Source organism: Pannonibacter sp. (assembly GCF_051860505.1).
In the GTDB taxonomy this organism is placed as follows: Bacteria; Pseudomonadota; Alphaproteobacteria; order Rhizobiales; family Stappiaceae; genus Pannonibacter.
In genome coordinates this window covers 1-17,303 of the sequence record NZ_JBHYDX010000006.1, presented here as the reverse complement: position 1 = coordinate 17,303, position 17,303 = coordinate 1, and the positions used below count along the sequence as shown (strand labels likewise).

Annotated in this window: 15 protein-coding genes and 1 riboswitch; of the genes, 6 read left to right on the top strand and 9 right to left on the bottom strand. The window is 64.0% G+C overall.

Annotated features, from left to right (window positions below; translation table 11 throughout):
• Positions 1-279 precede the first annotated feature (279 nt).
• Both hisC and glyS read right to left on the bottom strand, forming a co-directional pair.
• Positions 280-1,335: a histidinol-phosphate transaminase gene (gene hisC / locus ACTIFE_RS05715; RefSeq protein WP_439528202.1), complete on the bottom strand. Its 1,056-nt coding sequence runs from the start codon at positions 1,333-1,335 to the stop codon at positions 280-282.
• 149 nt (positions 1,336-1,484) lie between these two features.
• Complete coding sequence (glyS, locus tag ACTIFE_RS05710; protein ID WP_439528201.1) at positions 1,485-3,569, bottom strand: glycine--tRNA ligase subunit beta; 2,085 nt, start codon at positions 3,567-3,569, stop codon at positions 1,485-1,487.
• A gap of 294 nt (positions 3,570-3,863) precedes the next feature.
• On the opposite strand from glyS, the gene ACTIFE_RS05705 reads away from it, so the two are divergent.
• Entirely contained in the window at positions 3,864-5,501 is a 1,638-nt protein-coding gene (locus tag ACTIFE_RS05705) for a putative bifunctional diguanylate cyclase/phosphodiesterase (RefSeq protein ID WP_439528200.1), read from the top strand.
• 24 nt (positions 5,502-5,525) lie between these two features.
• Here ACTIFE_RS05705 and ACTIFE_RS05700 read toward each other — a convergent pair whose 3' ends face one another.
• From ACTIFE_RS05700 to ACTIFE_RS05690, 3 genes are all read right to left on the bottom strand, one after another.
• Entirely contained in the window at positions 5,526-7,481 is a 1,956-nt protein-coding gene (locus ACTIFE_RS05700; RefSeq protein WP_439528199.1) for a DUF2207 domain-containing protein, read from the bottom strand.
• A gap of 11 nt (positions 7,482-7,492) precedes the next feature.
• Positions 7,493-8,050, bottom strand: a complete 558-nt coding sequence (locus ACTIFE_RS05695) for a LemA family protein (protein ID WP_439528198.1) — start codon at positions 8,048-8,050, stop codon at positions 7,493-7,495.
• Between the two features lie 347 nt (positions 8,051-8,397).
• On the bottom strand, positions 8,398-9,327 hold the full coding sequence (locus ACTIFE_RS05690; RefSeq protein ID WP_439528332.1) for a glycine--tRNA ligase subunit alpha: 930 nt from the start codon (positions 9,325-9,327) through the stop codon (positions 8,398-8,400).
• Between the two features lie 300 nt (positions 9,328-9,627).
• On the opposite strand from ACTIFE_RS05690, the gene ACTIFE_RS05685 reads away from it, so the two are divergent.
• The 3 genes from ACTIFE_RS05685 (at position 9,628) to thiE (ending at position 11,743) form a co-directional block, all read left to right on the top strand.
• Entirely contained in the window at positions 9,628-10,017 is a 390-nt protein-coding gene (locus ACTIFE_RS05685; RefSeq protein WP_439528197.1) for a hypothetical protein, read from the top strand.
• 68 nt (positions 10,018-10,085) lie between these two features.
• Positions 10,086-10,181: riboswitch (TPP riboswitch) on the top strand.
• 130 nt (positions 10,182-10,311) lie between these two features.
• Positions 10,312-11,115: a hydroxyethylthiazole kinase gene (gene thiM / locus ACTIFE_RS05680; RefSeq protein WP_439528196.1), complete on the top strand. Its 804-nt coding sequence runs from the start codon at positions 10,312-10,314 to the stop codon at positions 11,113-11,115.
• Entirely contained in the window at positions 11,102-11,743 is a 642-nt protein-coding gene (gene thiE, locus ACTIFE_RS05675) for a thiamine phosphate synthase (protein ID WP_439528195.1), read from the top strand. The genes thiM and thiE overlap by 14 nt, the downstream gene beginning before the upstream one ends.
• 64 nt (positions 11,744-11,807) lie before the next feature.
• On the opposite strand, the gene ACTIFE_RS05670 is transcribed toward thiE, so the two are convergent.
• The 4 genes from ACTIFE_RS05670 to ACTIFE_RS05655 form a co-directional block, all read right to left on the bottom strand.
• Entirely contained in the window at positions 11,808-11,993 is a 186-nt protein-coding gene (locus ACTIFE_RS05670; protein WP_439528194.1) for a hypothetical protein, read from the bottom strand.
• 21 nt (positions 11,994-12,014) lie between these two features.
• Positions 12,015-12,866, bottom strand: coding sequence for a S49 family peptidase (locus ACTIFE_RS05665; RefSeq protein ID WP_439528193.1), 852 nt, complete (start codon positions 12,864-12,866; stop codon positions 12,015-12,017).
• Positions 12,867-12,948: 82 nt separating this feature from the next.
• Positions 12,949-13,548 carry a PilZ domain-containing protein gene (locus ACTIFE_RS05660; protein WP_439528192.1) on the bottom strand — a complete coding sequence of 200 codons (600 nt, stop codon included), beginning with the start codon at positions 13,546-13,548 and terminating at the stop codon, positions 12,949-12,951.
• A 91-nt stretch (positions 13,549-13,639) separates the two neighbouring features.
• The gene (locus ACTIFE_RS05655; protein ID WP_439528191.1) at positions 13,640-14,548 is read right to left on the bottom strand and encodes a uracil-DNA glycosylase; all 909 of its coding nucleotides are present in this window, start codon (positions 14,546-14,548) and stop codon (positions 13,640-13,642) included.
• A 408-nt stretch (positions 14,549-14,956) separates the two neighbouring features.
• Here ACTIFE_RS05655 and ACTIFE_RS05650 point away from each other — a divergent pair, with 408 nt between their 5' ends.
• Together ACTIFE_RS05650 and ACTIFE_RS05645 are read left to right on the top strand one after the other, a co-directional pair.
• Positions 14,957-16,633 (top strand): electron transfer flavoprotein-ubiquinone oxidoreductase, encoded by a 1,677-nt coding sequence (locus ACTIFE_RS05650; RefSeq protein WP_439528190.1) that lies wholly within the window; start codon positions 14,957-14,959, stop codon positions 16,631-16,633.
• A gap of 255 nt (positions 16,634-16,888) precedes the next feature.
• Positions 16,889-17,303: transposase (locus tag ACTIFE_RS05645; protein ID WP_439528189.1), on the top strand; the 415-nt coding region annotated here is incomplete at its 3' end.

Here is a 17,303-nt window from a genome sequence, read left to right as displayed (position 1 = left end):
CTTCCATGGTCCAGCCTCTCAGCCCCCCTCCCCCTCGTGGGGAGGGATGGGGTGGGGGGATTTTTTCTTGATAAAGACGATCCAGCTGAAGTAACGAGCCATTGAAGCTGCGGCTGCGCGTCCGCAACACCAGGTTCGGTTCCAGCTCAGAGCCCCCCCCTCACCCCTCCCCACGAGGGGGAGGGGAGCGGAGAGGCCGGAGCCGGGTTCAGGGAACGGTCAGCCCGCGACGCGGGAGAAGTCGGCGACGAGGCCGGCGGTGTCGCGGATTGCGGCGCGTCATATGATTTGATCAATTGCCCTCAGAAACTGACGGCATTCCTCGACTGTGCCGATGGTGATGCGGAGGAAATCGGCAATGCGAGGCTTGTTGAAGTGACGGACAAGGACCGCTTGCTCGCGGAGACGTCTTGCCAGATCAGCTCCCTGATGAGCAGGGTGGCGTGCAAATACGAAATTGGCCGAAGAGGACAAAACCTCAAATCCGCGCGAACGAAGCTCCGCTGTGACCATTTCCCGGTTTGCGATGATTTTGCTACGTATCTCTATGAACCAGGCCTCGTCCTCGATCGCGGCTTTGGCAGCCGCCTGGGCAAGCCTGTCCAAAGGATAGGAATTGAAGCTGTCCCTCATTCGCTCCAATGCCTCGATCAGTGGCCGCTGGCCAAGCGCGAAACCAACGCGCAGACCTGCGAGCGCCCGGGATTTCGAAAACGTCTGCACGACCAGCAGATTTTCATGGCGCGGAACAAGTGAAGCTGCGGTCTCGGCCCCGAAATCAACATACGCTTCGTCGATCAACACGGCCTGATCGGGATGGCCTGAGACAAGTTTCTCAATTTCTTCAAGCGGCAGAGCGGTTCCGGTTGGTGCGTTGGGATTGGAAAGAATGATGGCACCGCAGGGACAATTGTAGTCCGATACATCGACACGAAAATTGGCGTCGAGCGGGATCTCTTCGACCGTAATGTCGAAGAGACGGGCATAGGTCTTGTAAAAGCTATATGTAATATCCGGCTGGAGGAGCGGCGTGTCGTGCTTGAGAATGCCAGCAAAAGCAAAGGCCAGCACTTCGTCCGATCCGTTGCCGACGAAAACTTCTTCCGATGTCAGGCCAAAGCGCGCGGCAATTGCCTGACGAAGATCGGCAGACGTCGGATCAGGATAAAGCCGAAGGCGAGTATCTGTCGCGGCAGCGATCTCATCCAGCACGCGCTGCGAGGGAGCGTACGGGCATTCATTGGTGTTCAGCTTCACCAGATTTGGAACATTTGGCTGTTCGCCAGCCACGTAGGGTTCCAGTGCGTGCACTGCTGAGGACCAGAAACGGCTCATGCTCTACTGCTCCCTTTGCTGACGACACGGACAGCCAACCGGACACACAAGCTCAATCCCCGAGGACCTGCACTCGTTCGAAGCGGTTCAGCCTCTCAGCCGCCCTCCCAAGGAGAGGAACGGAGAGGTCTTGCCTACAGCCCGCGCTATCAACCCGCGACGCGGGAGAAGTCGGCGACGAGGCCGGCGGTGTCGCGGATTTCGGCGAGCAGGCGCAAACGGTTGAGGCGCAGGGCCGCCTCGTCGGCGTTGACGAGGATGTCGGCGAAGAAGGCATCAACCGGACCGCGCAGGGCGGCGAGCGCCTCCATGGCAGCCTCGAAGTTTTCCCCCTTCAACGCCTCCGCCACACCGGACCGGGCCGTGTCGATGGCACTGGCGAGCGCGATCTCGGCCGGTTCGCGGAAATGGTCTGCCTGCGGGCGGCCGGAAACAGCCGCGCCGTCCTTCTTCTCTTCCGCCTTGAGGATGTTCATCGCACGCTTGTAGCCGGCGAGCAGGTTGACCCCATCCTCGGTGGCGAGGAACCGGCCCAGAGCCTCGACGCGGCGCACGACCATCAGCAGGTCGTCCTGGCCGCCGAGGCCGAAGACGGCGTCGATCAGGTCATGACGGGCGCCCTCTTCCTTCAGATGGACCTTGAGACGGTCGGCGAAGAAGGACAGGAGGTCGTCACGCAGGGCGGCTGCAGTGCCGGTGCCGACGCGCGCGGCAATGATGCCCTCGATCAGCGCGCCAAGCTTCAGGCGCAGGCCGTTGTCGAGAATGATGCGGATCACGCCCAACGCGGCGCGGCGCAGGGCGAAGGGGTCCTTGGAGCCGGTCGGCTTTTCGTCGATGGCCCAGAAGCCGGCGAGCAGGTCGAGCTTGTCGGCGAGCGCGACGGCAATGGCCACCGGATCGGACGGCACCCGGTCGGACGGCCCTTGCGGACGGTAGTGGTCCTCGATGGCCGTGGCGACGGAGGCGTGTTCGCCCTGGTGGGTGGCGTAGTAACGGCCCATCAGGCCCTGCAACTCGGGGAACTCGCCGACCATGCCGGTGACGAGATCGGCCTTGGCCAGACGCGCAGCCCGGCGGGCAAGATCGGCATCGGCGCCGACGGCAGGTGCGAGTTCGGCGGCCAGCGCCTCGAGGCGCTTCACCCGCTCGCCCTGTGAGCCGAGCTTCTCGTGGAAGACGATTCCGTCGAGCTTGGCGAGGTTGTCCTCCAGCTTCGTCTTCAGGTCGGTTTCCCAGAAGAAGCGGGCGTCGGACAGGCGGGCGCGGATGACCTTCTCGTTGCCGGCGATGATGGTGGTGCCGCCATCGGCCGCGATCAGGTTGGAGGTCAGCACGAAACGGTTGGCAAGGCGGCCGGTGGCCGGATCGCGCAGGACGAAGCACTTCTGGTTGGCGCGGATGGTGAGGCGGATGCACTCGTCCGGGATGGTCAGGAACTCTTCCTCGAACGTGCCGGTGAGCACGACCGGCCATTCGACGAGGCCGGAGACTTCTTCCAAGAGGCCCTCGTCCTCGACCAGTTCGAGCCCCAGCGCCATGGCCTGGTTGCGGGCGTCATGCAGGATGACGTCCTTGCGGCGGTCGGCGTCGAGGATGACCTTGTGCTTTTCCAGCTTCGGCATGTAGTCGTCGAAGCGGCGGACGGTGAAGTCCTCGTTGCCGTGGAAGCGGTGGCCACGGGTGACGTTGCCGGCGCGGATGCCGTCGACCTCGAAGTCGATGATGTCCGGCTCTTCCGTTTCCGGTCCGAAGGTGGCGATGATCGACTTGAGCGGACGCACCCAGCGCAGCGAGCCCGAGCCCCAGCGCATGGACTTCGGCCAGGGGAAGGCGCGGATGATGCCCGGCATTACCTCGGCGATGATCTCCGCCGTCGGGCGGCCCGGCTTCTCGATGACGGCGATGTAGAAGTCGCCCTTCTTCGGATCGCTCTGGATGGTGGCCTCGTCCAGCGAGGTGAGCCCTGCCCCGCGCAGGTAGCCCTGGATCGCCTGATCGGGCGAGCCGACGCGCGGGCCCTTCTTCTCTTCCCGGGTCGGGCTGGACGCCGCCGGCAGACCGGCGATGTGCAGCGCCAGACGGCGCGGCGTGGAGAAGGACTTGGCACCCTCGTAGGTCAGACCCGCTTCAACCAGCGCGTTGGTGAGCAGCGACTTGAGGTCCTCGCCTGCGCGCCGCTGCATGCGGGCGGGGATTTCCTCGCTGAACAGCTCAAGCAGGAGATCGGGCATCGTGGTGCAAAGCCTTCGCTAGAGGGGATGGTCCTGCCGCATCGGGACATGATGCGCACAGCGACAACAGGCGTTGTCCGTTACCAACTCGCAGGCCGGTTGTCACCCCCCTGCAAGACAGGCATGCCCCGGAATGGGACTGTGTCACATCAAGTAAACCGTCATCTGCTGCAGTGCACAGTTAATATTGGACAGCGACTGATTAATCTCCGATCAGAATGAAAGAGACGGCACTTCACTGTTTCGCAAGAAAAATGCCTTAAGTTGTCCGAAGGTTGTGAAATGTGCGGTATCATGAGCTTGAAGAATTTGTGGTGGTTTGTTGTCGTGAAGAACAGGTCGTTGGCAGGCGCGTTCGCCTTGTCATTTCTACCTGTCGTTGCGATTGTCACGACCATTTCATTCTTCTGGTTGCTGCCCCGTCTCGGCGAACTGCGCCTGCGCTCCGGTCCCGCGCTCTGGATCACGGACACGGTTCTGGCCTTGGTCGCCGGCACGATTGCCGGAGGGCTGGCCCTGGCGCTCTGGCGCATGCGGCGACTGCGGGCCGAGGCAGAACGGCAGGAAGCGGCGGCCGTCGATGCCATGGCGCTGGCCCAGCATGATGCGCTGACCGGCCTGCCCAACCGACGGCGGCTGGAACAGGCCTTCCCCGGCATGGTCCATCTCCTGGACCCGGAACAGTACCGGGCCGTCATGATGATGGACATGGACGGCTTCAAGCCGATCAATGATGTCTATGGCCACAGCTTTGGCGACCAGATCCTGCGGGAGTTCGCTGACCGGCTTGTGGAAACCGTCGGGGATGACGGGCTGGTGGCCCGCCTCGGCGGCGATGAATTCGCGATCGTCACTCCGGTGCTGGAGAACAAGGATGCAGCCACGGGCATTGCCCGGCGGCTGCTCAATCGCATTCAGGAACCCTTCGTCGTCGGCGAGCGGCAAGTCAGCATTTCCAGCGGGATTGGCATCGCCGTATTTCCCGACAATGGCTATTCCATCGTCGAACTGCTGCGCCGGGCCGATGTGGCGCTGTACCGGGCCAAGACCTCCGGCCGGGCGACCTTCCGCTTTTTTGAAGTGGAGATGGATGCAGCGATCCTGCACCGGACGCTGCTGGAACAGCGGCTGCGAGTGGCGATCTCGTCGCAGGCCATCGAACCGCATTTCCAGCCGATCCTGGACCTGAAAAGCCGCAAGATCGTCGGTTTCGAGGCGCTGGCGCGCTGGACCGACCGCGACTTCGGTACGGTGCCACCGACCCAGTTCATTGCCATCGCGGAAGATTGCGGCCTGATGCCGGAACTGACGGAGCATCTGCTGCGCTGTTCCTGTGCCGCTGCCGTGAACTGGCCAAGCGACACGTATCTGTCGTTCAACATCTCGCCGGTTCAGTTGCAGGACCGCATGCTGCCGCTGAAGGTCATTTCCATTCTCGGTCAGACAGGCCTTGCCCCGCGCCGGCTGGAACTGGAAATCACCGAGAACTCGCTCGTCCGCGACCCGAAGACGGCGAAGGAAATTCTCGACCAGTTGTCGGCCGCCGGCATCAAGATTGCGCTCGACGATTTCGGCACGGGGCACTCCAGCCTCAGGTACCTGCGTGAATTCCACATCGACACGCTCAAGATCGACCAGTCCTTCATTGCCCGCATGTCCACCGACGAGGAAAGCGCCGCCATCGTCCGGGCCATTCTCGGCCTGTCGCAGGGACTGGGTATCGAGACCGTCGCCGAAGGCATCGAGGAGAAGGACCAGATCGACGCGCTGAACGTCCAGGGTTGCCGCTTCGGTCAGGGTTTCCTGTTTTCGGCCGCCGTTCCAGGGCCAGACGTCCAGGCGCTGTTCCAGGCGCTCGGATCAGCCGGCGCGGGCCGGCCGGAGGGTGGGGCCGGCGTGCCCTCCACCAACGTCAAGCGCGCCCTGCCCTGATGCGTCAGGTCGGCTGAGCCAAGCTTACCAGCCGCCGCCGCCACCACCTCCGCCGCCACCACCGGAGGAACCACCACCGCCGCCGCCGGAAAAGCCGGAACTGGATGAACTGGGCGCAGGCAGTGAACTGGTGAAGGACGAGGACATGGCGTCCACCGTGCCGCCCAGATCCCGCGTGAAAGTCGACGGATCAAAACTGCCGCTGCTCCACTGCGGATGATAGCTCGCCGCAACCGCCGCACCGGCGGCCGTGCCGAGCCAGGCCTGGAAGGCCCCTGACCAGGGCTCCTCCACATCCAGAGCTACCGCATAGGGCAGCAGCGTCTCGAAATGCTGCGGGCTCATCAGCGGCACGCCGGCCATGTTCATCCGTTCGGCCTCAGCGACCTCCAGATACATGCGCAGGCCTTCGATCTCGTCGAGAACCTGTCGCCCCAGTGCCGTCGGGGCCCCCATCAGCCGGAAGAACAACAGGTTGAGCCCCAGCAACACGGTTGCCAGCAACGGCAGCAGCGGCGTCTCCATCACCAGGGACAGACCGACATGGCCAAGGACAACATAGAGGGCAGAACCAATGGCAAAGCTGACCAGCACGGCAGCCAGGCGCGTTGCCAGTCTGGCCTTGCGCATCAGTGCCTTGCCGATCAGCACCGCGACTGAACTGAGCAGACCGCCGATCGCGATGACCGGAACCAGCAGGATCATGTCAAGCTCACTGATCCGGCCAAAGAAGATGATCGAGGCAATGGTCAATACGCTCAGAACCACGCCGAGGACGAGGAAACCTGTGTTGTGCCGGAAATAGGCGTCCTGCCCGTCGCGCTCGACGGAGGCGCGGAACAACCTGCCCAGCTTCTGGACTGACTCGCCGTTCGCCTTGTTGATGGTGACATCACCTCCCCTGCCCTTCAGCCACTTCAGGGTCACGCTCTCGTTGCGGGCAAGCGCCGGCGTGCCGGGCGCCGGGGTCGGCGCGGCAAGGGCCTCCATGCGCAGGTCCGCGCCACTGGTATCGAGCTGCAATCGGCCCTTCACCGCAAGGTTGAGGCAGGCAGCGGTCAGGGCGCGCCAGCCGCCATCGGAAAAGCCGCGATGCTCGATGTAATGCACCAGGGCTGGCGACAGGCCTTTCGGTGGCTCAAAACGGGGAAAGATCACGCCCGGCTTGGGGTCGCGGCCGACACGCCACCAGGTGACGAGATAGTAGATCAGCACCACCACCAGCCCGGCGCCGCCCAGCAGTTCATTGCGGTAGTCAGACAGGAAATACAGCGCTGCCTCGGCATCGCCCGGCGGTGAAATGACGCCCTTCTCGACGCCGACAACAACGGTCAGCCCCTCGCGCGGCTGCAACGGACGGGTGGCGGTAAAGACGATAGATTGCCCACCGTTCTCGACATAGGCGGAGTAATCCGCGCCATCGGCGCCATAGGGGCCCGTGTAAGCGGTCCAGTCCAGGGCGCTGGCCCCTTCGGGCAGCACGACGCGGGCGGTTGCCTGCTCGATCAGGAAGGCCCATTCGTTGCCGGTGGCGTTCCAGTAGATCTCATCGGCCTCGGCAAAGAAGCGGATCTGCCGGGTGGTATCATAAACGATGCGATAGGTGTGGCGGCCATGGTCGAGGAACACGCTCTCCTGGCCGATCAGAATGCGCACGCCGCTGTCGCTGGAATTGACCTGATAGGGTTCATCCGAACCGTTGCGCTCAACCGAGACAAGGTCAAACCCGGCCCGGGCGATGCGGCCGCCTTCCATCTGGAACAGCAGCGGCACATCACGGAAGATGCCGCGCCGGATCTCCCGGCCCTCGGCTTCCACCTCGATCACCTCGGTCACGCGCAAGCTGCCATTGCTGCCGGCTGCGATGGTGGAGGTGAAGCGGACGATGCGCTCGGCTGCGGCCAGGGGCAAGGCATTGCCCAGAAGCAAGGCCAGGGCAACCAGGAACGCGGCGAGGCGGGAAGCCGAAAGCAAGCGCATGGCGGGACCTGTCAGAACGATACCTTCGGGAGTGCGCGGTCGGCTGGATCCTCGATCTCGAAATACTCCGCCTTGGTGAAGCCGAACTTGCCCGCCACCAGATTGGACGGAAAGCTCTCGACCATGACGTTGAGGCCGCGCACGGCGCCGTTGTAGTAGCGCCGCGCCATCTGCAGCGCGTCTTCGACCTTGTCGAGGGCAGACTGCAACTCGCGGAAATTATCGCTGGCCTTCAGGTCCGGATAGGCCTCGGCGACTGCGAACAGCCGCCCCAGCGCCTGGGAGATCTGGCCTTCCACTGCAGCGCGTCCCGCCACGTCGCCGGCCGGCACGCGGGACGCAGCAGTGCGGAGGTCCGTCACCGCCTCCAGCGTCGCTTTTTCGTGGGTGGCATAGCCCTTGACGGTCTCGACGAGATTGGGGATCAGGTCGGAGCGGCGCTTGAGCTGGACGTCGATGCCGCTCCAGCCTTCCTCGACCATCTGCCGCTTGGTCACGAGGCCGTTGTACAGCGTAATGAGATAGAGGGCGGCGGCACCGATGACCGCAACGACAATCCAGAAGGTCATGACCGGCTTCTCCAGGCAAGGACACACTCGCGCGTGACGCTAGCGCCTGGCGGCGGTGATGTCACCCTTGGTGATGGAGATGTGGGCCTGCCAATGCCTTCGAACCTGTCCCTCGTCCAACATGCGAGCACGTCGTGACGCATGCCCCGCCGTTCGTCGCTCCTGCGCAGGCAGGAGCCCAGTAAACGGGGCAGACCTGGGGACGCACAGACACCGAAAGACAATCAACTCAACAGGTTACTGGGCTCCTGCCTACGCAGGAGCGACGAGACTCGGTGTGCCGGCTGGATCCCCGCACAGGGCGGGGATGACCGCGGAAAGAACCGCCCTGCCACGCGTGCCAGCAATCAGCCTTCGTAGCCGACGCCGCCGGCGCGGGTTTCGAGGAAGGCGGCGCCGCAGGCCTTGGCCAGTTCGCGGACGCGCAGGATGTAGCTCTGGCGTTCGGTGACCGAAATCACGCCGCGCGCATCCAGCAGGTTGAAGGCATGGCTGGCCTTGATGCACTGGTCATAGGCCGGCAGCACCATCTGGTGCACATCCGCACCGATGGCATCACGAGTTGCAGCACCGGCGGCCAGAAGGCGGCGGCACTCTTCCTCGGCGTCGCGGAAGTGGCGGAACAGGAGTTCGGTGTCGGCGTGCTCGAAGTTATGGCGGGAATATTCCTGCTCGGCCTGCAGGAAGACGTCGCCATAGGTGATCTTCTCGGCGCCTTCGCGGCCGTTGTAGTTCAGGTCGTAGACGTTATCGACGCCCTGGATGTACATGGCGAGACGCTCGAGGCCATAGGTGAGTTCGCCCGAGACCGGCGCGCACTCGAAACCGGCGACCTGCTGGAAGTAGGTGAACTGCGACACTTCCATGCCGTCGCACCAGCATTCCCAGCCAAGGCCCCAGGCGCCCAGCGTCGGGCTTTCCCAGTCGTCCTCGACGAAGCGCACGTCATGCAGCGTCGGATCGAGACCGATGGCGTAGAGGCTGTCGAGATAAAGCTGCTGCAGGTTGTCCGGCGACGGCTTCAGGATGACCTGGAACTGGTAATAGTGCTGCAGCCGGTTCGGGTTCTCGCCGTAGCGGCCATCGGACGGACGGCGCGAGGGCTGGACATAAGCGGCCTTCCACGGGCGGGGTCCGAGCGAGCGCAGCGTGGTGGCCGGATGGAACGTACCGGCGCCGACTTCCATGTCATAGGGCTGCAGCACGACGCAGCCCTGATCCGCCCAGTAGCGCTGCAGGGTCAGGATCAGGCCCTGGAAGGAGTTTTCAGGGCGCATGTGGGCCGGGATGGCTTCGTTCGACATGGGGCGGTTCCCGATTGCGAAAGGAGGGGCGGCCAAAGCCGCAAACATTTGGCCGGACAGGTGCCACGGGCGGCTGACAAGGTCAAGGGCGGCGGCAAGGACCGGCTTTTTTGCTGAAATCGCCCGCACAAACGTGGTGCGGATCACACCTTGTCGGCTTCAGGCCCTTCCCCCTCTATCGCTCCAAGCGACGTTACGTCACCCTCATTCTACCGGCTCCTTTTTCATGTGCCGGACCTGCGGGTGAGGAACCCGCACCCAGAGGAGAAGATCATGTCCCGCACATCCTTTCTGACAGTCCTTGCAACCGCCGCCCTGCTCGCCAGCGCCAGCCTTGCGGCCGCGCAGAGCCAGGGCAGCAACAACCAGAGCAGCAACAATCCATCGGCTTCGTCCTCCGGACCATCTGGCGCCAATGACAGCGGCAATCCGGACAGCGCGCCGATCGTCTGTGCCTCGCGCAGTTGCATGGATCGGCAGGCTGCGGCGTCAGGACCGTATACCCACGTCGTGACGCATGTACCCAACAAGCAGCCGCGCAAGCCGCGCCGCCCGATCCCCCTCAAGGAAAGCGAGCGTTGCCAGGACCGCTGGATCCAGTGGCCGAATGGCCTCATCGTCAACGAGCGGGAATGTTTCCGCCCGCTGGAATTCATCCGTTGAACCATGCGGCATCTGCGACGGCACAAGGGAATACCGCTTGCGCCATCGCGGTTCCGCGCCTATAAATCTGCTTGCGACAGGGGCGCCCCACAACCGGGGGCTGAGATGAACCCTTTGAACCTGAACCGGGTCATGCCGGCGGAGGAAGTCGTTTGCAGAACCTTGCAGACACACCACAGCTGCTTGCCCGCCTTGTTCCCCTGACCGGACCGTCGTCCGCCATCGGGCTGGATCAGGGCGAATTTGCACGCGCGCTCCTGCCGCAGGTTTTCCCTTCTGCGATGAGGAGCAGCAATGACATTCGGCAACGCCCTTGCAAGCCTGCGGGCACGACGTCCGCTGGTGCAGAACATCACCAATTTCGTTGCCATGCAGACCATGGCGAATGTGCTGCTGGCAGCGGGCGCTTCACCTGCCATGGTGCATGCGCGCGAAGAGGCCGCGGAATTTGCCGGTTTGGCTCATGCCCTGACGCTGAACACCGGCACACCCGAACCCGACTGGGTGGCGGCCATGGCGGCGGCGGCGGATGTCGCTTCAGGCCGTGGCATTCCTGTGGTGCTTGACCCGGTCGCCGCCGGGGCGACAGCCTACCGGCGCGACATCAACATGGCACTGGCCCGGCGGGTACCCGGCCTGATCGTGAAGGGCAATGCCTCGGAAATCCTCGCGCTGACCGGACGCGACAGCGCCGCCAAGGGACCGGACAGCGGCGATGGGGTGCAGGCTGCAGAACCCGCCGCTGTTGCCCTGGCGCGGGCGACAGGCGGGATCGTCGCCGTCACGGGAGCGGTGGATTTCGTCACCGATGGCCAAAGACAGGCGCGGATCCGCAACGGCTCGCCAGCAATGACGCAGGTGACGGCCCTCGGCTGTGCCCTGACCGGTATCGTCGCAGCCTTTGCCGTGGGGCAGGACGACAGGTTTCACGCAACGGTCGCAGCACTGGCCTATTACGCGGTCGCCGGAGAACTGGCCACCGCCGTCTCTCCCCTGCCCGGCAGCTTTGCGGTCGGGTTCCTCAATGCCTTGAGCGACGTCACGCCAACACAGCTTGATGCTCTCGCCCTCGTGGAGTTCGACCATGTCCCGCTTTGACCTGTCCTTGTATCTTGTCACCGACGAAGTCCGGCGCCCGGGTCTGGAAGACGACGTGATCGCCGCTGTCCGGGGCGGGGTGAGCCTCGTGCAATTGCGCGACAAGACCGCACCGCATGCGGTGGTGGCGGACTTCGCGCGCCGGCTGAAAGCGCGGCTTGATCCCTTGCGCGTGCCGCTGCTGCTGAATGACCGGGTCGAGGTGGCGCGGATGATCGGCGCGGCTGGCGTGCACATCGGCACGCGGGATATGACCCCGGCCGAAGCGCGGCAGATGCTCGGGCCGAACGCCATCATTGGCGTTTCGGTGTCGGAGGCAGCGCATCTGACGCGCTTCGATGCAAAGGACGTGGATTATATCGGCGTTGGTCCGGTGCACCCGACCCGGACGAAACCGGACCACGCGGCCCCGATCGGATACAGCGGGCTGGCACAGCTTTGTGCGGCAAGCGAGCTTCCGGCCGTCGCGATCGGCGGATTGACCTGCTCCGATGCCGTCGGCGTGCGAAAGGCTGGAGCTGCCGGCATGGCAGTGGTGTCGGCGATCCTGTCGGATGGCGACGCGGAAGACGCAGCCCGCCGGCTGCGCCGCGCCTGGGACGATACGGCAATTCTGGCAGCCGAGTAGCGGCGCGCGGGACAACATGGAACGCGTCGGTTTGTCAGCGACCAGGAACGCAGCACTTGCCCGGTCACGCGTCGCCCTGCGGACGGTAGCGGCCGGTGGCGGGGTCGCGTTCGAGGCGAACAGGCGTGTCATCGGATCGCCGGGCGGCTTCTGACAGGCGTGCCTCGATGCGGTTCATTTCCCGGCGCACGAGTTTCATAGCGGCGAAGCCGGCGGCGCCCAGAAGGGCCAATCCCCACAGCGGTGGCATGTCAGTTGTCTCCTGTCCGGCTCACAGCCCGTAGCGGGCCCACAAGGCCCGTGCCTCGACCGAGGCCATCAGATCATCGGCATAGGTCGCCGGCAAGAGGGAAGCGGCAATGCCGCCACCCGTGCGCCGGCCCAGGAACCCGCGCGGCGGATTGATCAGGCGCGCCTCGGCCTTGTCCCCGAACTTCTCCTTCAGCACCGAGCGCAAGTCCCCTTCCCGGTCGGCAAGTCCCAGGGCAACCGCCGAACGGCCGGTCCAGAACTGTCCGGTGAACAGGTCGGGATGATCCGTCAGCCGATCGCCACGCCGCTCTTTCACAAGGGCAATGAACACGTCATGGATCTCGGCCTGCAGGGTCTTGATATGGGCGATGTCCTCGGCGTTTTCCGGGCGGAAGGGATCGAGCTGCGACTTGTTGCTGCCGGCGGTATAGACGCGGCGTTCGACACCCAGTTTCTCGATCAGTCCGGTGAGACCGAAGCCGGCAAAGATGACACCGATGGAGCCGACAATAGACGAGGGATCAACGATGATCTCGTCGCCGGCCACCGCAATCATGTAGCCGCCGGATGCGGCCACATCCTCGACAAACACGAGGACCTTCTTGTCATGCAGCGCGGCCAGATCGCGGATGCGCTTTGCGATCAGCCGCGACTGGACAGGGGAGCCGCCTGGCGAGTTGATGATCAGCGCCACAGCCGGGGCCTTCTTCATCCGGAATGCCCGCTCGAGCGGCTGGGCGACATTCGCCAGATTGAGGCCGGGCCGCGCAATTCCGCCATTGTCGATGACGCCCTGCAGGCGGACAACCGGGATGACCGGCGCGGAGCGGCCGAGCAGCGCCCGTGTCTTGTCGGCAAGCATTTGAAACATCAGGCAAGCTCCGTCTGGAAATCTGTCTGAAGTTCTAACTGGTGCCTTGTGGAGCGCAAGACAAGGTCAGGTGCCCTCTCCTTCAGGTGGCTGCGCGCGCCATCTTCTGGGTGCGGGCGGCAAGATCGCGGACAGCTTCCCAGTTGAGCCGCACCCCGGCCTCGTCGCCCTCGCGGCGCATGATCTGGCCGACAAGGGCGCGCGGCATGCCCAGAACGCGGATGATGACCTCGTCCGGCAGCCGGTTCAGCCCCTCGGCCGAAACGCGGCAACCGGACTTGGAGGCATCGATGATGCGGCCCGTGACGCGCAGCTTGCCCTCCCGGTCTGAGATGACAATTGGCAACGAGACCGGGCGGCGCGGTTCCTCACGGCGGCTGATGCCTGTGTCCTGCTGCAAGGAGAAGACAATGGCGGCATTCTGGCCCGTGATCGACGTCACGGTGGCCGCCCGCAGATGGGGATCGTTGCCAATGCGGATGCCGATCGACTTGCCGAGCAGGGTGATGTTGGCCGAGGTCAAGCGGCAGCCCCACTGGCTGACGTTGCTCATCTCCGCCTCGATGCAGGTCAGCCGGTCGACGTCGAAGACGAGGACCTTTTCGGGCGCCGGCTGTTCCGCCGCCTTCGCGGCGGTTGACGCTGCAGCGTTACGATTAATCGAGAAAGCACCCGACCCCATCGGCTCAATCCTGAATAATGACAGTGCTTTGCGTAGCAGATCTCCGCTTAACAAACCGTATAGGTTGATACCCTGCGCCGCTTCAACCTGCTCAGGCGCTGGCGGCCAACGCCTGGCGCAAGGACAGGAAATCGTGCCAGGCGAGGCGTTTTTCCAGGGGGCTGCGCAGAAGATAATCCGGATCGAACGTGGTGAGCGCGCGAATCCTGCGCCGGCCCGTCTCAAAGTCCGTCCAGCGACCCCGCATCTTGCGAATGGCCTCGTTCGCCCCGGTCAGGGCCTTGGCCGAGGCGCCACCGAGCAACACGAGCACATCCGGATCCACCAGTTCGATCTGGCGGGCGATGAAGGGACGGCAGATCTCGATTTCCTGCGGCGTTGGTGTCCGGTTGCCCGGCGGACGCCAGGGCACGACATTGGTGACATAGACGGACGAGCGGTCCTGTCCGATGGCGGCAAGCATGCGGTCAAGCAACTTGCCCGAGCGCCCGACAAAGGGCAGGCCAGCTGCATCCTCCTCCGCCCCCGGAGCCTCGCCAACCAGCATGATGCGGGCTGCCGGATTGCCATCGGCAAAGACCAAAGTCTTGGCGGTCAGATGCAGGTTGCAGCCGCGGAAACCGGCAAGCCTTGTCCGCAGATCCTCAAGGGTCGCAGCGGCGCGTGCCGTCTCGTGCGCAGCCCGCACCGCTTCCTCTCCTGGAATAACGGCTGCTGCCGCCGGAACTGGTGCAGGTGTTTGCGATGGCTTCGACAAGGATGGAAGCACCATCGGCGGCGATGGCGAGGCATTTCCAGGCCCGCGCTGCATCGGCGCAGCCGGGGACATGGTCGCCATCTGCGGCCGGGGCTCCGGTGGCCGCCGCGCGTCAAGTTCAGACTGGGCAAAGCGATCGACCGGATCCAGATCCACGAAGCCGTCGACGCCCGAGGCTTGCAGGAACTCCAGCAGGGCCTCGACGTGACGGGCGGTCAGGACGGTCGGATCAGATACAATCATGCTGGCAATCTAGACACTCGGCCGTCAAAGACAACCGCTGCAGATCGGTTTGCGCACTGGCCAGCCCGGTCCTCACCATTGTCCACCGGCAGGCCGCGTTTTGGCCGCGAATGGCGGCGTTCGACTGGCCCCTGCGACAAAGCGATGCTTGCGACCAAACCGGAAATATGATTTACGCTTACGTAAACGTTAGGTCGAGGCGCTGCCTGAAAGGAGCAATTGCGAGGCGATTGCCCCTGCTCTAATACAGGTCAGACAAGAGTGGAACATCGGCGGACGACGGGACATGAGGCGCCGTCCGCTGCGGCCCTTGCGCGAGGGGCCAACCGCTAGCGCATTGTTATTGGCAAGTCCGGATGCAACGCCGGTTGCCATTTTTGCTGGATTTGCTCTGGAGGGAGAACACGAATGACGGAAATGCTGGAGCTGCCCGAGCGCGAAAGCATGGATTTCGACGTGGTGATCGTCGGTGCCGGCCCCGCTGGTCTTGCCGCCGCCATCCGTCTGAAGCAGATCGCCCTTGAGAAGGGGGAAGAGCTGTCCGTTGTCGTCCTGGAAAAAGGCTCGGAAGTCGGGGCGCATATCCTGTCCGGTGCCGTGATCGATCCGATCGGGCTCGACAAGCTGCTGCCGGACTGGCGCAGCGAGGACACGCCGATCAAGACGGCCGTCGCCGATGACCATTTCCTCCTGCTGGGCCCTGCCGGCGGCATCCGCCTGCCGAACTTCCTCATGCCGAAGCTGATGAACAACCACGGCAACTACATTGTCTCCCTGGGCAATGTGTGCCGCTGGCTCGCGGGCAAGGCGGAAGAGCTGGGCGTCGAAATCTACCCGGGCTTTGCCGCCGCCGAAGTGCTCTATGACGACGAGGGCAAGGTGGTGGGTGTTGCCACCGGCGACATGGGCATCAGCCGCAACGGCGAGCCGAACCACGCCTTCACGCGCGGCATGGAGCTGCGCGGCAAGTATGTGCTGATCGGCGAAGGCGTGCGCGGCTCGCTGGCCAAGCAGCTGATCTCGAAGTTTGCCCTCGACCGGGACAGCGACGTGCCGAAATTCGGCATCGGCATCAAGGAACTGTGGCAGATCGACCCGGCCAAGCACAAGCTGGGCCTGGTGCAGCATTCCTTCGGCTGGCCGCTGGACATGAAGACCGGCGGCGGCTCGTTCCTGTACCATCTGGAAGACAATCAGGTGGCCGTCGGCTTCGTGCTGCATCTCAACTACCAGAACCCCTATATCTCGCCCTTCGAGGAATTCCAGCGCTTCAAGACGCATCCGGCGATCCGCGAGACCTTCGAGGGCGGCAAGCGCCTCGCCTATGGCGCCCGCGCCATCACGGAAGGCGGCTACCAGTCGGTGCCGAAGCTGTCCTTCCCCGGCGGCCTCCTGATCGGCTGCTCGGCCGGTTTCGTCAACGTGCCGCGCATCAAGGGTTCGCACAACGCCATGCTGTCCGGCATCCTGGCGGCAGAAGAAGTGATGGCCGCACTCGGACGTGGTGAGGCCAACAGCGAGCTGACCCATTTCGACACCGCCTGGCGCGAGAGCGAGATCGGCGCAGACCTCAAAAAGGTGCGCAACGTCAAGCCGCTGTGGTCGCGTTTTGGCACCCTCCTCGGCGTCGGCCTTGGCGGGCTCGACATGTGGACCAACGAGCTGTTCGGCTTCTCCTTCTTCGGCACGCTGAAACACGGCAAGACCGATGCCCAGAGCCTGAAGCCGGCCAAGGATTGCAAGAAGATCGACTATCCGAAGCCGGATGGCGTCATCTCCTTCGACAAGCTGTCCTCGGTGTTCCTGTCGAACACCAACCACGAGGAAGACCAGCCGATCCACCTCAAGGTCGGGGATCTGGCGCTACAGAAGGCGTCGGAGCACGACGTCTTTGCCGGCCCGTCCAACCGCTACTGCCCGGCTGGCGTCTATGAGTGGATCGAGGAAGGCGAGGGCGCGCCGCGGTTCCAGATCAACGCGCAGAACTGCGTCCACTGCAAGACCTGCGACATCAAGGACCCGAACGGCAACATCACCTGGACCGTGCCGGAAGGCTCCGGCGGGCCGAACTATCCGAACATGTGAGGCAGGGAATACCCTGCTTCAGCATCGGCGACAGTCATTCAGTACGCCGCAGCTCCCCTCTCCCCCCTTGAGGGGGAGATGTCTGCGCCAGCAGACAGAGGGGGGGTGATGCAGCCTTTCCTCCAACGCTGTGCCAGATGCGCCGCCCAATACCCCCCTCTGCCCCCTACCGGGGGCATCTCCCCCTCGTGGGGCCTGTTGCATAATTCCCCGTGAAGCGAGAGGATTGTTTTGTTTGGTGCTTCGGGGGTTTTGATGGCGGTGAAGCGGACAGGGCAGCTCGGGTTTTCGGATGCTGTGGTTGGGAGCACTCCCGGCGTTCTGGACAAGATCGACGGTCTTGTGCGCTGGTACCGGTTCGAGCAGGTGTTGAAGCGGTTCAACCATGGCGACGCGGGGCGGCCTGCCTGGGCGGCTATTGTGAAGTTCCGTTGCCTTGTTCTTGGTGCGCTGTATGGCCTGAGCGAGCGCGAGCTTGAGGAGGCGATTGCCGACCGGCTGAGCTTCCGCCGGTTTGCCGGGCTGAGCCTTGAAGAGGGCGTGCCCGATCACACGGTGCTGAACCGGTTCCGCAACGAGCTTGTGCGCCAGGGTCTGTTTGACCGGCTGTTTGCCGAGCTGGACAAGCAGATGGAGGCGGCGGGCGTGATACTCAAGCGGGGCACGATGC

What these genes read in the sequence shown, in the direction of transcription:
- ACTIFE_RS05690 (WP_439528332.1), bottom strand. Translation starts at nt 9,327, where the DNA reads ATGCGCCCTGAAAACTCCTTCCAGGGCCTGATCCTGACCCTGCAGCGC.
- ACTIFE_RS05700 (WP_439528199.1), bottom strand. Translation starts at nt 7,481, where the DNA reads ATGCGCTTGCTTTCGGCTTCCCGCCTCGCCGCGTTCCTGGTTGCCCTG.
- ACTIFE_RS05655 (WP_439528191.1), bottom strand. Translation starts at nt 14,548, where the DNA reads ATGATTGTATCTGATCCGACCGTCCTGACCGCCCGTCACGTCGAGGCC.
- ACTIFE_RS05650 (WP_439528190.1), top strand. Translation starts at nt 14,957, where the DNA reads ATGACGGAAATGCTGGAGCTGCCCGAGCGCGAAAGCATGGATTTCGAC.
- thiM (WP_439528196.1), top strand. Translation starts at nt 10,312, where the DNA reads ATGACATTCGGCAACGCCCTTGCAAGCCTGCGGGCACGACGTCCGCTG.
- glyS (WP_439528201.1), bottom strand. Translation starts at nt 3,569, where the DNA reads ATGCCCGATCTCCTGCTTGAGCTGTTCAGCGAGGAAATCCCCGCCCGC.
- ACTIFE_RS05705 (WP_439528200.1), top strand. Translation starts at nt 3,864, where the DNA reads ATGAGCTTGAAGAATTTGTGGTGGTTTGTTGTCGTGAAGAACAGGTCG.
- hisC (WP_439528202.1), bottom strand. Translation starts at nt 1,335, where the DNA reads ATGAGCCGTTTCTGGTCCTCAGCAGTGCACGCACTGGAACCCTACGTG.
- ACTIFE_RS05695 (WP_439528198.1), bottom strand. Translation starts at nt 8,050, where the DNA reads ATGACCTTCTGGATTGTCGTTGCGGTCATCGGTGCCGCCGCCCTCTAT.
- ACTIFE_RS05660 (WP_439528192.1), bottom strand. Translation starts at nt 13,548, where the DNA reads ATGGGGTCGGGTGCTTTCTCGATTAATCGTAACGCTGCAGCGTCAACC.
- ACTIFE_RS05665 (WP_439528193.1), bottom strand. Translation starts at nt 12,866, where the DNA reads ATGTTTCAAATGCTTGCCGACAAGACACGGGCGCTGCTCGGCCGCTCC.
- thiE (WP_439528195.1), top strand. Translation starts at nt 11,102, where the DNA reads ATGTCCCGCTTTGACCTGTCCTTGTATCTTGTCACCGACGAAGTCCGG.
- ACTIFE_RS05685 (WP_439528197.1), top strand. Translation starts at nt 9,628, where the DNA reads ATGTCCCGCACATCCTTTCTGACAGTCCTTGCAACCGCCGCCCTGCTC.
- ACTIFE_RS05670 (WP_439528194.1), bottom strand. Translation starts at nt 11,993, where the DNA reads ATGCCACCGCTGTGGGGATTGGCCCTTCTGGGCGCCGCCGGCTTCGCC.